Origin of the sequence: Zunongwangia sp. HGR-M22, assembly GCF_027594425.1 — a bacterium.
Lineage (GTDB): Bacteria > Bacteroidota > Bacteroidia > Flavobacteriales > Flavobacteriaceae > Zunongwangia.
On sequence record NZ_CP115159.1, the window covers coordinates 3010642 to 3026717 of the forward strand.

Below are 16076 nucleotides of genomic sequence, written 5' to 3' on the forward strand. Positions count from 1 at the left end.
GCTTCAATGATTACATTCAAACTTTAATAAGAAAGGAGATATTAGATATCTTCTTGATCTCTAAGGTGCTGAATATATTCGGCTTTTTGAACTTGAGCCCTACGTTCTACAGACGGTTTTGTAAAATGCTGACGACTTCTTAGCTGTCGCATTGTTCCTGTCTTATCGAATTTACGCTTAAAACGCTTAAGCGCTCTATCAATGTTCTCTCCGTCTTTTACTGGTATTATTAACATAGATCCACCTCCTTTCGTTGAAAATTAGGCTGCAAATATAATTGAATTTTACTTACAACCAACTAATATCTTATTATTATTAATAAATTATATTTTAAAATCGATCAGCAGCGTATAGGCTAAACTTTTAAAAAGTTTTCTTAGGATTTAAAAACTTCTTTTACCGGTGCTTTGTACTCTTTTTTATCAATTACCATTTTCGAAATAATCTCTCGTAAAATTTCAGATGTTCCGCCTCCAATAGGCCCTAGCCTACTATCCCTAAACATTCTCGCCAGTGGATAATCTTCTGTGTAACCATAACCGCCCAGCATTTGTAAACTCCCGTAAATAACCTCGTCGGCAATTTTGGTGCTTAATAACTTAGACATACTAGCTTCTTTAACCGGATACTCACCATTGCCCAATTTATATGCGGTTGCGTAATTAAATTCTTTTATTACCGTAACCTCGCTTACCATATCTGCGATTTTATGCCTTAGCGCCTGAAATTCATTTATTTTCTTTCCAAAAGCTTCCCGCTCACTCATATAATCTATAGCATAATCTAAAGCAAACTCTGCTCGCGCATGCGCATTCACCCCCATAATTAATCGCTCCATAGCAAAATGCTGCATAATATATGAGAAACCTTTATCCTCTTCACCTAATAAATGATCTGCAGGAACTTCTACATTATCAAATGCAATTTCTCCAGTATCTGAAGCTTTCCAACCCAGCTTATTCAATTTGGAAGCAGAAACTCCCTTAGCATTTCTATCTACAATAAAAATACTCATCCCCTTACTCTTAAGCTCTGGACTTGTTTTCGCAGCAACTACCAAATAATCTGCATAAACACCATTGGTTATAAAGGTTTTTGAGCCATTCAATATATAAGTATCTCCTTTCTTTTCTGCTGTAGTTCGCATACCAGCTACATCAGAGCCTCCAAAAGGTTCAGTAACGCAAAGTGCCCCTATCATCTCCCCACGAATACTAGGCGCTAGATACTTTTCTTTTAAAGCTTCGCCAGCTTCTATTTTAACATGCGTCATTGCTAAATAGGCGTGTGCCCACATAGCCGCTGCAAATCCCCCTGAATTGATCTTTTGTAATTCTTCGAGAAATATTATTGTATAGAATATATCGAGATTAAGACCACCATATTCTTCCGGCTGATATAAGCCAAAATATCCCATCTCGCCAAACTTCTGCCAGATAAAACGGTCTATAGTCCCGGTCTCCTCCCATTTATCGATGTGCGGAACTACTTCTTTCTGTAAAAAATCTCTAAAACTCTCTCTAAAAAGAGCATGCTCTTCGTTAAAATACATGGAATTCATTTAGTCTACTATTGAAAAAATCTTCGATATGATTCTATTAAAAATATCGCAAAAATATATCGATTTTTAAAATTAGAATCTAAAACGCACTTAAAATTAAGAACACCTTCTTTTTTTACAATGTATCAATTAAAACTTAAATATAATTGAATTCTATCAATTTTATCGACTGGAAATCCATCTATTTTTATTAAATCTTCAACTGAGCTTATCTTCTCATGCAAATTTCTATAATTTACAAGCGCTCTAGCAAGTTCATAATCAAAATATGGAATTTCAGAAAGCTGAATAACATCAATCTCATTAATATTTAACTTCGAAAAATTTTGAGGAATTTTCTTTAAATGCTTTATAAGTTCTAATCTGGTTTCATCGTTTAATCCATAGATATCCTGAAGCTGAATAAAGCTACGATAACCACCAATAAGCGTTCGATATTTTACTATTCTTTCACCAAGGGTCTGGCCTATTCCTTTAATCTGCATAAGTTCTTCTGCAGTAGCGGTATTAATATCAACCTTTGCAACATTAGACTGTTTTGAAACAGAGGTAGATTTTATCCAAGCTGGAAATTTAAAATTAGGCGAAATAATATCTAATAAACTATCAGAAACCTTAGTAACCTTTTGAAAATCTGAAGCAGAATTTATCCATTTACCGGATGCTCTATAGGCTAACAATCGATCAATCTCTTCAACAGACATTCCTAAACGATAAGCCTTATAATCGGTTAGATAATTAGGATTGAAAGGATAAATCGTATCCTTAATACGTTCGGTATTTTTTAAACTATCAAGTTTGTTTTGAAAAGATTTTAATACAGTAGCTTCTTTTTCTGAAATACGTTCTTCTGAAGCAGAAAAAGGATCGCTAAAATTTATAATTTGAAGAAGAACAATAACAATAACCAAAATAAAAATCCCATTCCGTTCACTTTTATTGAAAACGAAATGGGATTTCCAGTATTTCATAATACTATAATTTCACTATTGCATAGTCGCCTTTGGCTTTCCATCTTTAGTAAACAATTCTCCTGCTTTAAGCTTTCTAAAATATTCACGAAGATCTTCTCGAACTTCACCGCTCATAATGTAAAGACCAATAATATTAGGGAAAGACATAGATAAGATCATCATATCAGAAAAATCAAGTACAGCACCAAGACTTATTGAAGCTCCTATAACCACAAAAACTAAAAAGAATATTTTGTAAATAAGCTCTGATTTTGTGCTTTTTCCAAAAAGGAACGTCCAGGCTCTCATTCCGTAGTACGACCAAGATATCATAGTAGAAAAAGCAAACAAAAATACCGCTACAGAAAGCACATAAGGAAACCAATCTATAACACTCGCAAAAGCATCTGATGTTAACTGTGTTCCACCAACACCTTCTACCTCGTGCATTCCTGTAAATATTAGAACTAAAGCCGTTAAAGTACAAACGACAACCGTATCTATAAAAGGTTCTAATAATGCTACAAAACCTTCAGATGGCGGATTATTTGTTTTAACAACACTATGCGCAATGGCTGCAGAACCTACACCAGCCTCGTTAGAGAATGCGGCTCTTTGAAACCCTACAATAAGTACACCTATTACACCTCCTTTTAATGCTGATGGGCTAAAAGCACCATCCCAAATTGCATTAAATGCAGGTCCTATATTATCTATATTAATCCCGATTACAACAAAAGCTCCTAAAATATAAACCGCTGCCATAACAGGAACAATTTTACCAGTTACATTCGCAATACTGTTAATACCACCAATAATAACGATACCAACAAGCACAGCTAAGATAATACCGAACCAAAACCCATTACCTTCTAACATTGGAAATTGCCCTGACAAAATTTCGAAGGACTGGTTTGCTTGGAACATGTTACCTCCACCAAAAGAAGCACCAACTCCTAATATTGCAAAGAATCCTGCTAAAAATTTACCAAGACTCTTCATGTTACGCTTCTCTAAACCGTAACGCAAGTAATTCATAGGACCTCCAAAAACTCTACCTTCAGAATTAATGTGCCTGTATTTAACACCTAAAGTACATTCCACAAATTTTGAAGACATTCCCAGTAAACCTGCAACAATCATCCAAAAAGTAGCTCCTGCCCCACCAAGGGAAACGGCTACCGCCACACCTGCAATATTTCCTAGACCAACTGTAGCAGATACTGCTGTTGCTAAAGCCTGGAAATGCGTAATTGTACCAGGTGCATCTGGATCGTCATATTTACCACTAGCCAATTCAAATGAATGCTTAAATCCTCTAATATTAATAAAGCCCATTCTAATTGTAAAGAACGCCGCTCCAAATACCAGCCATATTACAATAAATGGTATTGGATGGGTTTGAGGATCGCCATTGGGATGCGTTAATATTACCGGCTCATCATATTCTATTTGTCCTAAAAAATGCGCTCCGGTTTCAATTAAATCTTCTGTTTTTTGATAATCATAAATTGTCCCGCCTTCTTTTACAAGATATTTTAAATTACCGGTTGCGCTAGCATACACAGGCCTTTCAGGATTGTTAGTTGACGTAACAACAGCAATCTGATCTCCTTTTTCTACATGCTCACCTTCTTCTACAAGCCACTTTTTTAGAACAAATTTATCTTGAACTTCTGCAGTCCAACCTGGAGTTTCCACGTTTTTGACATCAGCATAAACCACAGGATCATACACACCTATAGCTGCAAAAGGATCCCAAAAAAGAACAGCGGTTAAACCTTGAACCGCTGGAGTAAAAACACCATTAAAATTTTCTGTAATTGCCTCTGCTTTAACTTTTGCTTCGACTGTTTTAGAATTACCGTTGCTATCCTGAACAACTACCGTATATGGAATACCCTCTGTAAGTCCTTCAGCCTTAGAAGAGCTTAATGGGGTATCTTTATCAGACCATTTGTAAGTATAAGGTGGGATTCCTCCAGTTACTTCAATATCTATAAAACCGTCGTTAATTTTATTTGTGGGGTTCCCGACTTTGGTATTTACTTCCAGCTCTTGAGCCTGAAGTAATGCTATTGGGAATAGCAATAACATTGAAAGTAAGTACTTTCTCATATAAAGATTAGTGTTTAGTTTAGATTAAAATTTCCGCCCAGCAAGATGCTAAAAAATTAGGCTATTTCAAATTTTTAGTAGTTAAAATGTCAAGGTTTTGTTAATGAAACTTCAAATAATCATCAACAGCCCCTAATATTTTAAGGGGACATTTATCAAAGATCAAAAACTGAAGTACGCTTGGTATAAATAAGATCTTTAAGTTTTAACCAGAAAGCAAGCGTTAAATAAACCGCAAAACCAATCCCGAAGGTAAAAAAGGTAACATAGATAAAAAAAAGCCGAACACTTTTAGCCCGCATACCAATTTTATCTGCTAAGCGAGAGGAGACGTAAAATCCGTTACGTTCTAAATAATATCGCAAATTGTACATATTCTTCATCAAAGTCCAAATATAACTAATATTTACCTTTTATAAACTTTGCTCCCAAAGCACATTTTAGACAATTATTAGGATCGCAATAATTTTTTTTGAGCTGAAGTAGCGATTGAGAATGCATCGCATTTGTAAAAAGCCCAGGTTTTAAGCTCTGATAATTCTGAATAATACTATTTTTCTCTAAGCTCACCTCAGAAATTAAGTCAAGAAAATAATCTGTTTTAGATACCTTGCTTTTTGAAAAAGCATACATAACAGGAACTATGGTGTTGATAATCACTAAATCGATAAATTTTTTGGAGAGCTTTTTATTTCTAGTTTTATGAGCGCTTCGGAAGTTATAGTGCGTTTTCCAAAATTCAGGAACTTCAATAGAAAAAATAGTATAAATATTTTGTTTGTTTTTCACTCTCGTTATTGCTGAAAAAAGAGCCTTGGTTTTAACCAAAACTGAAGCTAACTGAACAAGCCGTATCGTTGGAAAATTATCTGGGCGAAGTCTAAAGAAAACCGGCCTTGTTTCTATAGCGCGACCTAAATTAAATTTCTTCTGAAGATATACATATTCATTTTTTAATTGAATAAAATAAGCCGCTTCGAAATTATCATTTAATAAACCAGAATGCCCCAGTAAAACTGCTTCTAACTGGAATTGATTTTGAGAAAGTTTTCTTATAACTTCAAAATCTATGGAATGAGCAAGGTTTAGAAATGCATCGCCATTTCGATTTAATCCAAAATTTTTAGCTAACGACTTAAATAAAACTGCTTCCCAGTTATTCTTACTTTGGTGAAGTAAATCAGTTATCAAATTGTTCTTAGCTTCTAAACGTTCAAAATATAAACGGGTTAACCAGGCTTCAATATCAAATTCGTTGAAATTGGGAAAAAATTGCTCGCAATTAATCCACTTTTTATCTGGCGCAAACAATTTGTAATAATTATGCTGAATCTCAGTTAAGACGATATCTTTAAGTTCCAGAGTTGGCAAAATTGACTCATCTTTTCTAAAAATATCAACATCATGTTCCCAAACTACATGAAGAATCACATTATCGTATGCGGGATCAATTTCGTGCTGATGCAAATACCAGTCTGAAGATTTTAAATGAATTTCGACGTTGCCTGCCCAAACCTGCGTATCAATTTTGAGTTTAGCAGCAAAAAAATCTGGACCACAATCAATATTATGCATCCCAGGATGATAAATTTCTAAAAACTCGCCATTTACAGTTTCAAGTGGAGACTGATTGAATTTTTGAAATTGCCATATATAATGTAGAAAATCTTCCTTCACCTATTAAAGTTAAGAAAGAAATAATTAAAATACTAATGATCAGAATTTTAAAGATTTTTTTAATCCTGAGGTAATTTTTCTACAACATTCAGGATAAAATCTTCCACCCATGTTTTGTACATAAGCGCACTGGGATGTAAATCATCATCAGCTACCAAATCAGGATTATCTTCTGCTCTTCTAGAAATAGGAGTAATATTATAGAAGCTAACATTAAAATCTTGGGCAACACGTTTAAAAACTTCATTAAAAGCATCAATATCTCGTCCAATCTCATCTTTATGTGCAGCACCAAATGGCGTAAACCCATAATCGGGAATACTCACTGCGAAAACTCCGGCTTCCATTGTTTTAGAATGATTGATCGCTTTTCTAAAAATTTCTCTTAGTTCTTCTTCGTACTCTGTTATAGGCTTGTTTTGATATTGATTATTAACACCAATAAGAATAGAAACAAGATCGAAATCTCGCTGCACATTTAATTCAGAATTTATTCCCGCAATTAAATCGGCTGTTGTCCAACCTGTCTTAGCTATAATCTTTGGCGCAGCCATGGCATAACCACGATTTTTTAATTGCTGGGTTAACTGAACCGGCCACCGTTTAGAAGCATCTACGCTTTCTCCAATCGTATAAGAATCGCCCAAAGCCAGGTAACTATATTTTGGCTTATCCTCTGCTGCTTCCCCTGTCGTTGTATTTCTTTGGTTAACACTTTTACCTGAACTACAAGAAGTATTAAAATTGATAAAGATAATTATTGAAAGAAAGTAAAAGATTCTCATAGTTATAGGTTTAGCGCAGCAATATTGATAAAAGTAGTTTAGCATCATTTTATGCTGTAAAAATAACACTTCAAAAACTTCAGAACCGAAAGATTTTCTTAAAACATCAACAATAAACCGATTCAACAACTATACATATTAGGCTTATTATTTCGATAGTCCCTAAAAGAGATGTTCTGAATTCTGCAAGTTATCACAGAATCCAGAACATAAAGTACTCTATTATTTTGATTGTGTGATTTTTATTGATTTAATCTGCATTTTTATACTTCGGATTAATGAAGATTTCGCCATTCTTTAAACGTTTCAAATAATCTTTTAAATCTGCTCTAATTTCCGAAGACATAATATAAAGACCAATAATATTTGGAAAAGACATCGCTAAAATCATCATATCAGAAAAGCTAAGTACTGCTCCTAAACTTACTGAAGCACCTATAATCACGAATATTAAAAACAAGACTTTGTAAATAATTTCAGACTTTTTACTTCTACCAAAAAGGTAAGTCCAGGAACGCATTCCGTAATACGACCAAGACACCATTGTTGAAAATGCAAAAAGGAACACTGCAAAAGCAAGCACCGCCGGAAACCAGGAAATTACGCTACCAAATGCATCGGCAGTTAATTCTACTCCTCCCATTCCATCAACTTCATGCATCCCTGTGAATATTAATACCAAAGCCGTCATTGTACAAACAACCATAGTATCAATAAATGGTTCTACCAGTGAAGTATATCCATCTGCAATTGGATTTTTTGTTTTAGAAGCACTATGTGCGATCGCTGCTGAACCAACACCAGCTTCACTAGAAAAGGCAGCCCTTTGCAAACCTACAATTAGCACACCTATAAAGCCACCCTTCATAGCACTAGCAGAGAACGCTCCGTTAAAGATGGCGCTAAACGCATTCCCAATATTTTCTATATTGGTTCCTATTACTACAAGACATCCTAATACATAAACTAATGCCATAAATGGCACAACTTTTCCAGTTACTTTGGCAATACTCTGTATTCCTCCAAGAATTACAATTCCTACCAAAACGGCGAAACCAATCCCAAAAAAGAAACCATTCCCTTCTAGAAAAGGAAGTTGGTCTGACACAATTTTAAAGGCCTGATTGGATTGAATCATATTACCACCACCAAAAGACGCTCCAACTCCCAAAATTGCGAATAAAATAGCAAGGCCTTTACCCAGACCTTTCATATTTCTTTTTTCAAGACCGTAACGAAGATAATTCATGGGTCCTCCAAAAATTCTACCTTCATCATTGATATGTCTATATTTTACCCCTAAAGTACATTCTACAAACTTTAAGGACATAGCAAAAAATCCTGCAATAAACATCCAAAATGTAGCTCCCGCTCCACCTAAGGATACAGCTACGGCTACGCCGGCAATATTACCTAAACCCACTGTAGCTGAAACTGCAGTAGTCATAGCCTCAAAATGTCGAATTCTACCAGGAGCATCTGGATTATCATATTTCCCTTTCGCCAATTCTATAGAATGCGAAAATCCTCTAACATTGATAAATCCGAGACGAATGGTAAAAAATATGCTTCCTAAAATAAGCCAGATTACAATGAATGGAATACTGTTTTTCTTTACATCTCCATTAGGATGCAAAACCGGCTGTGGAGAATCATATTTAATCTCTGCCACCTGATCTGCATTTTGTTCGATTACATCTGTTTTGTCTTCAGGATTAAAAATAACGGCTCCTTCATCTACCACGTGTTTTAAAGTTCCCGCTGCAGGCGCATAAACCGGGATACTCTTTTCGCTACCTTTTTGAACTACTGCTATTTTATCTCCTTCTTCTATTTTATTTCCTTCCGGGGCGACCCAGCTCTTTAGGGTATACTTTTGTTCTGTTTTTGCATCAAAATCGGGAATAAGCACGGGACGATTTTCGGTATATACCACAGGATCATATAAGCCTAAAGGCTCAAAAGGATCCCAAAACAAAATACTTTCCAGAAAATCTACTGCGGGTTGCACCCTACTATTTACTTTTTCTGCAATGGCCTTTGCTTCTACTTTAAAAGTTTTTTTCACCTCGTTACCATCAGCATCTGTCACTACAACTTCTTGCTCGCGACCTTCAATAAAACCTGTAGCCTTACTTGCATCTAAAGGCGTTTTTTTCTGGCTCCACTTATATTTGTAAGGAGGGGTTCCGCCCTGTACTTTAACGACTGCTTCAGCGTCATTAATTTCCTGGGACGGATTGCTAGTAGCAATCGTAACTTTAAAATCGGAATCTTCCTGCGCTAACAACGGTACCGAACAGAATTGAAAGATTAAAAGAAAGAAAATGTAATTTCTTATCATAAGTTATGTATTAAATTAGTAGTCCTATACGAGCTTAGGCTAATGAAAACAATTCTAGAAAACAAATAATTTTAGTTAACTTAAGATGCACTATATAAAATCGTGTGCTTTCATCCATTCGTCATTAAACATTTTTCCTACATATCGACTTCCGTGATCGTGAAATAAAACAACCACCACATCATCTTTTGTAAAATGCTCTTTTAATTGTAATAGTCCTTTAGCGGCCGCACCGGCAGAGTTCCCCAAAAAAAAGCCTTCTTCTTTAGCTAATCTTCTGGTGAAAATAGCAGCATCTTTATCTGAAACCTTGGTAAAACCGTCTATAACGCTAAAGTCTACATTTTTTGGTAAGATATCTTCACCAATTCCTTCGGTTATATAAGGATATATTTCATTCTCATCAAATTCTCCGGTTTCGTGATATTTTTTAAAAACTGAGCCATAGGTATCTATTCCCCAAATCTTGATGTTGGGATTCTTCTCTTTTAGAAATTTACCTACCCCAGATATCGTCCCTCCGGTTCCAACTCCTACCACAAAATGAGTGACCTTTCCGTCAGTTTGTTCCCAAATTTCTGGCCCTGTGCTTTCGTAATGAGCTTTAGTATTCGCTAAATTATCATATTGATTTACGTACCATGAATTTGGCGTTTCTTTGGCCATTCTTTTTGCAACAGAGTAATAACTTTTAGGATCGTCTGGCGCAACATCAGTAGGACAAACAACAACTTCACTACCTACAGCTTTAAGTATATCTATTTTCTCTTTACTTTGTTTATCAGATAGAACACAAACCATTTTATAGCCTTTTACGATAGCCGCAAGTGCTAACCCCATTCCCGTATTACCGCTGGTTCCTTCTATTATGGTTCCTCCGGGTTTAATTAAACCCTGTGCTTCTGCTTCCTCCACCATCTTTATGGCCATACGGTCTTTAACCGAATTTCCCGGATTAAAAGTCTCGTATTTTGCAAGAACAAGAGCGTCTATTTCTTTGGTAAGCCTATTCATTTTAACCAAAGGGGTGTTCCCTATGGTTTCAAGTATATTTTCTGCGTATTTCATCAATTTCTTTTGAAGTCACAATGTAGGTATTCTAAGATGAGAATAGTGTTTAAGAAAAATTAAAACTTGAAACGAAATTTTAGTATTTTTTTTGATTTGATTTTTTAAAAATCAAATTACTTTTGCGCAAAATTTGGCAGACATGAGAAATTTTATAGCGCAACAGGTTATCTTTCTAGCAGTTACAACTTTATTATTTGGCGTTTCTTGTAAAAACGAAACTGAAGAAAAACCGGAAAACACAAAGGCCGAATGGCAGCAAAAAAGCCCGAAACAAAAATGGGATTATGCTGGAAGCTATCAGGTAACTTTACCCTGTACCGATTGTAAAGGTATCGTTGTGCAACTTCATTTAAAAGAAGATGGTTCTTATAAAATCATACAGAATTATAACGAAAATGACGATACTGCCGGAGAAATTAAAACCGAAAGTGGACAATATAATTGGAGTGAAAATGATTCTTTAATTATATTGGACAATCAAGAATTTCGTGTTTCTGATAATGTACTTTCTTGGAATAATCCTAAAGTTGCAAGAATGGCGATAGATAGTACTAAGAGCTATACATTAAGAATGATCTCTAAAGATTCGATTAGTAAATAAATCCCAAAGCTTTATTCGAATTTTATTGATTTTACTGGTGATATCTTAGAAATAATCATAGAAGGTATCAAAAGCATTATCATACAAAGTACCAACGTACCAAGATTCACAGCCAAAATATAATCCCATTGTATAGAAATAGGAACTTCACTCACGTAGTAGGTTTCAGGATCTAAAGGAATTAGTTTTAGATATTTCTGAATAAACAATATTCCAAGGCCAATAATATTTCCCCATAACAAACCTAGAAAAATTAGATAACCGGCGTTATATAAAAAGATCTTACGAATCGACCAATCTTGGGTACCCAGTGCTTTAAAAATTCCAATCATCTGCGTTCTTTCTAAGATTAACACCAACAAGGCGGTAATCATGTTTATTCCTGCAACCAAAATCATGATACCGATTATCAGCGCAATATTAAAATCGAAAAGTGAAAGCCATTCGAAAATATTATAATACTTCTGACTAATGTTTTGAGCATCTAAAAAAGAACCGGTATTTAAATAAACTTCGTTCCATTTTTCATCAAGCTTATCAAAATCGTCAATAAATACCTCAAAGTTTCCAACTTGATCATCCTCCCAATCATTAAGTTTTTGAATATGTCTTAAATCGGCTATTAAATACAATTCATCGAAATCCTGAAATCCCGAATTATAAATACCTACTATTTTAAAACCTCTTACTAGAGGACGATCTTTACCCTCGCGTAAAAAATAGGTTGGAGCACGATCCCCAACTGCCAATCCCAGCCTATTCGCTAAATATTGAGAAACTAAAACCTCATCGTTTAGATTAGAAGAAAAATCTGGCAATCGACCTTCTACGAGAAATTCTTGAAAATAATGCCAATCATAATCTCGACCAACTCCTTTTACGATCACCCCTTCAAAATCTTCTGCCGTTCTAATAACGCCAGTTTTAGTTGCAGTACCCTGTACATGGGTTATGCCGCTAACGCTTTCAAAGTCTGGATAAAAATCCTGATTTATAGAAACCGGCTCTAAGGTAACCTCGCTACTATTATTATCATAATTTGTTATTACGATATGCCCATTAAAAGCTGCAATTTTGTCCCTAATTTTTTCCTGAAGCCCAAGCCCCGTAGCAAAAGAAACCAGCATCATTATTACACCAATTGCAATTGCTGTAATCGCAATTTTTATTATAGGTGAGGAAATACTACTTTTATCCTTATTGGCGTTTATTAAACGTTTTACTATGAAAAACTCAAAATTCAAGATCTGCAATTATATGATTAATCGGTTATTCAAAAGTACATTTTTATTCCCTCTTATTTTAATTCTTTCCTGCGGAAACATGGAAGCGGAAAAAAAAGATCCTGAAAAAAACCTTTCAGTTGAAGTACAAGTAAACGATAAAACTTCAGAAGAAATTGTGGTTGGTGCTAATCGAACTGAAATTTATTTACCTCTTCTTCAGAATAAAAAAGTAGGATTAGTAGGTAATCAATCTTCTTTAATTCAGAATAAAAATAACGCTTCTAAACATTTAGTAGATTCGCTATTAGCTTTAAATGTCAATCTAATTAAAGTTTTTGCGCCAGAACACGGATTTAGAGGAAAAGCAGATGCGGGAGAAAAAGTAGAAGATGGCAAAGATCCTAAAACCGGCCTTCCTGTAATTTCGCTCTACGGAAACAATAAAAAACCCAAAGCAGAACAACTGAAAAATATCGATATTTTAATTTTCGATTTACAAGATGTTGGCGCAAGATTTTATACATATATCTCTTCGCTACATTATGTAATGGAAGCTTGTGCTGAAAATAACATTCAGCTTTTGGTATTAGATCGCCCAAATCCTAATGGTCATTATGTCGATGGTCCTATCTTAGAAAAAGAGTATCAAAGCTTTGTGGGTATGCATCCTATTCCAACCGTACACGGACTTACAATGGCAGAATATGCAAAAATGATTAATGGTGAAGGATGGTTGAAAAATGGAATTTCATGTGAGCTTAAGGTGGTAACCATGCTAAATTATGATCATCAAAAAAAATATAGTTTACCTGTAAAACCTTCTCCCAATTTACCGAACGAAAAATCTATAAACTTATATCCCAGTCTTTGTTTTTTTGAAGGCACTAATGTTAATGCAGGTCGTGGTACCAATAAACAGTTTCAGGTTTTTGGCTCTCCATATTTGAATGCTCAAAAGTTCGATTACTCTTATACGCCAAAATCGATGGATGGTGCTAAAAACCCAAAGCATTTAAATGTAAAATGCTACGGAAAAGATCTTAGCCATACAGAATACCTAAATGAAATCAATTTGGAATGGTTAATAGAAGCTTACCAAAACACTGATGATAAATCGAAATTTTTCAATAGCTTTTTTACCAAACTCGCCGGTACGAAAAAACTTCAGCAACAAATCGAAAAAGGATTAACTGCAGAAGCTATTAAAAAATCCTGGCAGCCGGGACTTGAAAAATTTAAACGCAAAAGAGATAAATATTTGTTGTATGCCAATTAGGCTTTTAAACCTTTATTCTCCTTTTCATTTCTTCAACAATATTGTAAGCAGCCGGGCAAATTGCGGTATTCTTTATGGTAAGATTCGATATTTTATGGAAATCTTTACGATCGGTGTGTGGATATTCTCTGCAGGCCTTTGGTCGCACTTCGTAGATTAAACAATAATTATCGTGCCCTAAGAATGCACAGGGAACTTCTTGCAAAACATAGTCTTTATCCTCGTCTATCCTAAGGTATTGATCGATAAATTGCTGTGGTTTCAATTTTAAAAACTTGCTAATCCTTTCAATATCCTTATTGGTAAAAAGGGGACCGGTAGTTTTGCAGCAATTAGCGCAGTCTAAACAATTGGTGCGGGAGAATTCTTCATCATGCATTTGCTGCATTTTGACGTCTAAATCTTTTGGTGGTCGTTTCTTTAACTTAGAAAAAAACTTTTTATTTTCCTTCTGCTTATCTTTGGCCTTTCCTGGCAGCTCTTTCAATATTTCGTGCATGCCGCAAAGATAATAAGATTATGAAGCAAAAAGATATCTTCGGGATGGCTATGAAAGCTTTCTATTTCGATAAAGATGAAACCCCTATTACTGTGCATTCGCCAGATTTTGATGACGATGAAATTGCTATCGAGTATCTTTTCAGAAATTATTCTGAAATGCCTAAAACCGAACAAAAAGCATTAAAACTCGCCTATGGTAAAGTTTTAGATGTTGGCTGTGGTGCTGGTAGCCATACGCTTTATCTCCAGAAAAAAGAAATTGACGTAAAAGCAATTGACACTTCTGAAGGTGCAATTGCTATAGCAAAAGAACGCGGTGTAAAAAATGTAAATGTCCAGGATTTTTATGCTGAAAATGGATGCTACGACACTTTGTTATTCTTAATGAATGGTACAGGAATCATCGGTAACCTCATCAACACCGACAATTTTTTGAATATCTGCAAAGAAGTTTTAAAGCCTGGTGGACAAATTTTGATCGATTCCTCAGATCTTAGCTTTTTAGAAGACGATGAAGAACCAAACAATGATTTTGATCGTAATTATATTGGCGAAATTGACTTTAAAATAAGTTATAAAGAAGAACAATCGGAATATTTTCCCTGGCTTTATCTAGATTTTGATATGCTGAAATTAGCCGCTGAAAAGAACAATTTTAATTGTGAATTAATTCTAGAAGGCGATCACTTTGATTATTTAGCCAAACTAACACTGAAAAATGATTAAATTTGAAATCTGAATTTAACAACAAATGAAGAATTTTTATACCTATTTTTATGTAATCTGCCTTTGTGTAATACTTTCATCTTGTTCTAGCGATAGTAATAGCGACGCTGTAGATGATTTACCAGTAATCGACAAAACATTAAATCAACGTGGCTTGGGAGAATCTGCTCATGATCTTTTGAGTGATGATAAGTATACTTCAATGAATATCGAAGTACTTTATGTAAACGGTTTCCAGCCAACTACTGCTGCTATGGAAAATTTTAAATCATTCTTAGAAGAAAGAACATTTAAACCAGATGGCATTACTATTTCTTACCAAGAGGTGGAATCTTCTGGCTTATCGCCTTTCGAGATAGAAGAAGTTTATGATATTGAAAAGGAAAAACGCAGCTTTTATAGTGTTGGAGATGAAATTAGCGTGTATATTTATTTTGCTGATGGAAGTAATGAAGGTGACACCGATAAGCGATTTATTTTAGGTTCTGCTTACCGTAATACCTCTATGGTGATTTATGGAGAAACTATCGACAAGTTTGCAGCAAGAGTTAACGCCCCTAGTAAGAGTGTGATAGAAACCGCTGTTTTAAATCACGAATTTGGGCACTTATTTGGGCTCGTAAATGTGGGCACCGAATTACAAAGTGATCATGAAGATGAAGAAAATAATGGTCACTGTACTGAAGAAAACTGTTTAATGCGTGCCTCTCTTGAATTTGGAAGCGGAATTATAGATCAGGTTCGTGGTACACCTCCAGAAATGGGTCCAAAATGTATTGCCGATTTACGAGCTAATGGCGGAAAATAAATTTTGAACAAATCATAATAAAAAAGCCTTTTTAGAAATTCTAAAAAGGCTTTTTTATGTTTTCTAAATTCAATTTACTAATTGATTTTTGAACTTTTTAATTTAGCTAAAGCTGATATTGAAATAATCATTACTGAAAATGACAATCCATATATTGCACCATTCCAGAAATCATATCCACCCATAAAGTATTCAAAACTTCCGCCCAAGGCCAGTAATATTAGACCAACAATTAATAACCAAATGGCTTTATTTTTACTCGGATTCGATAGTAAATTCATGTATTTTAATTATAATTAATCTATATTATTCAATGACACCTAAGTTTATTAGATAGATTCCTGCAAGTACTCCAATTACAACTCCACAATAAAGACCGTACTTAAATTGTTTTGTTCGAAAAGCAGATTTTAGTTTATTCATCTTAAA

At 34.7% G+C, this 16076-nt stretch carries 16 protein-coding genes; 4 read left to right on the forward strand and 12 right to left on the reverse strand.

From position 1 onward, the window contains the following. Window positions 1-41: 41 nt before the first annotated feature. The 9 genes from rpsU to PBT91_RS13085 all read right to left on the reverse strand — a co-directional run bounded on the left by rpsU (window position 42) and on the right by PBT91_RS13085 (window position 10506). Entirely contained in the window at window positions 42-236 is a 195-nt protein-coding gene (gene rpsU / locus PBT91_RS13045; RefSeq protein ID WP_270058901.1) for a 30S ribosomal protein S21, read from the reverse strand. Window positions 237-376: 140 nt separating this feature from the next. Further along, complete coding sequence (locus PBT91_RS13050) at window positions 377-1561, reverse strand: acyl-CoA dehydrogenase family protein (RefSeq protein ID WP_270058902.1); 1185 nt, start codon at window positions 1559-1561, stop codon at window positions 377-379. A gap of 125 nt (window positions 1562-1686) precedes the next feature. Continuing rightward, complete coding sequence (locus PBT91_RS13055; protein ID WP_270058903.1) at window positions 1687-2532, reverse strand: ComEA family DNA-binding protein; 846 nt, start codon at window positions 2530-2532, stop codon at window positions 1687-1689. Between the two features lie 15 nt (window positions 2533-2547). Continuing rightward, window positions 2548-4632: an amino acid carrier protein gene (locus PBT91_RS13060; RefSeq protein ID WP_270058904.1), complete on the reverse strand. Its 2085-nt coding sequence runs from the start codon at window positions 4630-4632 to the stop codon at window positions 2548-2550. A 155-nt stretch (window positions 4633-4787) separates the two neighbouring features. Further along, window positions 4788-5015: a PspC domain-containing protein gene (locus tag PBT91_RS13065; protein WP_270058905.1), complete on the reverse strand. Its 228-nt coding sequence runs from the start codon at window positions 5013-5015 to the stop codon at window positions 4788-4790. A 16-nt stretch (window positions 5016-5031) separates the two neighbouring features. Further along, window positions 5032-6309: a DUF2851 family protein gene (locus PBT91_RS13070; protein ID WP_270058906.1), complete on the reverse strand. Its 1278-nt coding sequence runs from the start codon at window positions 6307-6309 to the stop codon at window positions 5032-5034. A gap of 59 nt (window positions 6310-6368) precedes the next feature. Then, window positions 6369-7094, reverse strand: coding sequence for an SGNH/GDSL hydrolase family protein (locus PBT91_RS13075; protein ID WP_270058907.1), 726 nt, complete (start codon window positions 7092-7094; stop codon window positions 6369-6371). A 250-nt stretch (window positions 7095-7344) separates the two neighbouring features. Further along, entirely contained in the window at window positions 7345-9438 is a 2094-nt protein-coding gene (locus PBT91_RS13080; protein WP_270058908.1) for an amino acid carrier protein, read from the reverse strand. Window positions 9439-9528: 90 nt separating this feature from the next. Continuing rightward, window positions 9529-10506 carry a PLP-dependent cysteine synthase family protein gene (locus PBT91_RS13085; protein WP_270058909.1) on the reverse strand — a complete coding sequence of 326 codons (978 nt, stop codon included), beginning with the start codon at window positions 10504-10506 and terminating at the stop codon, window positions 9529-9531. 142 nt (window positions 10507-10648) lie between these two features. Between PBT91_RS13085 and PBT91_RS13090 the strand changes: the two genes are divergently transcribed. Next, entirely contained in the window at window positions 10649-11110 is a 462-nt protein-coding gene (locus PBT91_RS13090; RefSeq protein ID WP_270058910.1) for a copper resistance protein NlpE N-terminal domain-containing protein, read from the forward strand. An 11-nt stretch (window positions 11111-11121) separates the two neighbouring features. Here PBT91_RS13090 and PBT91_RS13095 read toward each other — a convergent pair whose 3' ends face one another. Further along, window positions 11122-12354, reverse strand: coding sequence for an ABC transporter permease (locus PBT91_RS13095; protein ID WP_270058911.1), 1233 nt, complete (start codon window positions 12352-12354; stop codon window positions 11122-11124). A gap of 13 nt (window positions 12355-12367) precedes the next feature. On the opposite strand from PBT91_RS13095, the gene PBT91_RS13100 reads away from it, so the two are divergent. After that, on the forward strand, window positions 12368-13612 hold the full coding sequence (locus tag PBT91_RS13100) for an exo-beta-N-acetylmuramidase NamZ family protein (protein WP_270061463.1): 1245 nt from the start codon (window positions 12368-12370) through the stop codon (window positions 13610-13612). A gap of 4 nt (window positions 13613-13616) precedes the next feature. Here the strand turns inward: PBT91_RS13100 and PBT91_RS13105 are convergent, their stop codons facing one another. After that, the gene (locus PBT91_RS13105; protein WP_270058912.1) at window positions 13617-14111 is read right to left on the reverse strand and encodes a YkgJ family cysteine cluster protein; all 495 of its coding nucleotides are present in this window, start codon (window positions 14109-14111) and stop codon (window positions 13617-13619) included. 20 nt (window positions 14112-14131) lie between these two features. Here PBT91_RS13105 and PBT91_RS13110 point away from each other — a divergent pair, with 20 nt between their 5' ends. Together PBT91_RS13110 and PBT91_RS13115 are read left to right on the forward strand one after the other, a co-directional pair. Further along, window positions 14132-14839: a class I SAM-dependent methyltransferase gene (locus PBT91_RS13110; protein ID WP_270058913.1), complete on the forward strand. Its 708-nt coding sequence runs from the start codon at window positions 14132-14134 to the stop codon at window positions 14837-14839. Window positions 14840-14864: 25 nt separating this feature from the next. After that, entirely contained in the window at window positions 14865-15647 is a 783-nt protein-coding gene (locus tag PBT91_RS13115) for a hypothetical protein (protein WP_270058914.1), read from the forward strand. Between the two features lie 77 nt (window positions 15648-15724). Here the strand turns inward: PBT91_RS13115 and PBT91_RS13120 are convergent, their stop codons facing one another. Beyond that, complete coding sequence (locus PBT91_RS13120) at window positions 15725-15928, reverse strand: hypothetical protein (protein WP_270058915.1); 204 nt, start codon at window positions 15926-15928, stop codon at window positions 15725-15727. Between the last annotated feature and the right edge of the window lie 148 nt (window positions 15929-16076).

Bases quoted from the DNA above. Each gene is read 5' to 3' on its own strand.
- PBT91_RS13105 (WP_270058912.1), bottom strand. From the start codon at position 14,111: ATGCACGAAATATTGAAAGAGCTGCCAGGAAAGGCCAAAGATAAGCAG.
- PBT91_RS13090 (WP_270058910.1), top strand. From the start codon at position 10,649: ATGAGAAATTTTATAGCGCAACAGGTTATCTTTCTAGCAGTTACAACT.
- PBT91_RS13065 (WP_270058905.1), bottom strand. From the start codon at position 5,015: ATGAAGAATATGTACAATTTGCGATATTATTTAGAACGTAACGGATTT.
- PBT91_RS13080 (WP_270058908.1), bottom strand. From the start codon at position 9,438: ATGATAAGAAATTACATTTTCTTTCTTTTAATCTTTCAATTCTGTTCG.
- PBT91_RS13055 (WP_270058903.1), bottom strand. From the start codon at position 2,532: ATGAAATACTGGAAATCCCATTTCGTTTTCAATAAAAGTGAACGGAAT.
- PBT91_RS13100 (WP_270061463.1), top strand. From the start codon at position 12,368: ATGATTAATCGGTTATTCAAAAGTACATTTTTATTCCCTCTTATTTTA.
- rpsU (WP_270058901.1), bottom strand. From the start codon at position 236: ATGTTAATAATACCAGTAAAAGACGGAGAGAACATTGATAGAGCGCTT.
- PBT91_RS13120 (WP_270058915.1), bottom strand. From the start codon at position 15,928: ATGAATTTACTATCGAATCCGAGTAAAAATAAAGCCATTTGGTTATTA.
- PBT91_RS13110 (WP_270058913.1), top strand. From the start codon at position 14,132: ATGAAGCAAAAAGATATCTTCGGGATGGCTATGAAAGCTTTCTATTTC.
- PBT91_RS13060 (WP_270058904.1), bottom strand. From the start codon at position 4,632: ATGAGAAAGTACTTACTTTCAATGTTATTGCTATTCCCAATAGCATTA.
- PBT91_RS13050 (WP_270058902.1), bottom strand. From the start codon at position 1,561: ATGAATTCCATGTATTTTAACGAAGAGCATGCTCTTTTTAGAGAGAGT.
- PBT91_RS13075 (WP_270058907.1), bottom strand. From the start codon at position 7,094: ATGAGAATCTTTTACTTTCTTTCAATAATTATCTTTATCAATTTTAAT.
- PBT91_RS13115 (WP_270058914.1), top strand. From the start codon at position 14,865: ATGAAGAATTTTTATACCTATTTTTATGTAATCTGCCTTTGTGTAATA.
- PBT91_RS13085 (WP_270058909.1), bottom strand. From the start codon at position 10,506: ATGAAATACGCAGAAAATATACTTGAAACCATAGGGAACACCCCTTTG.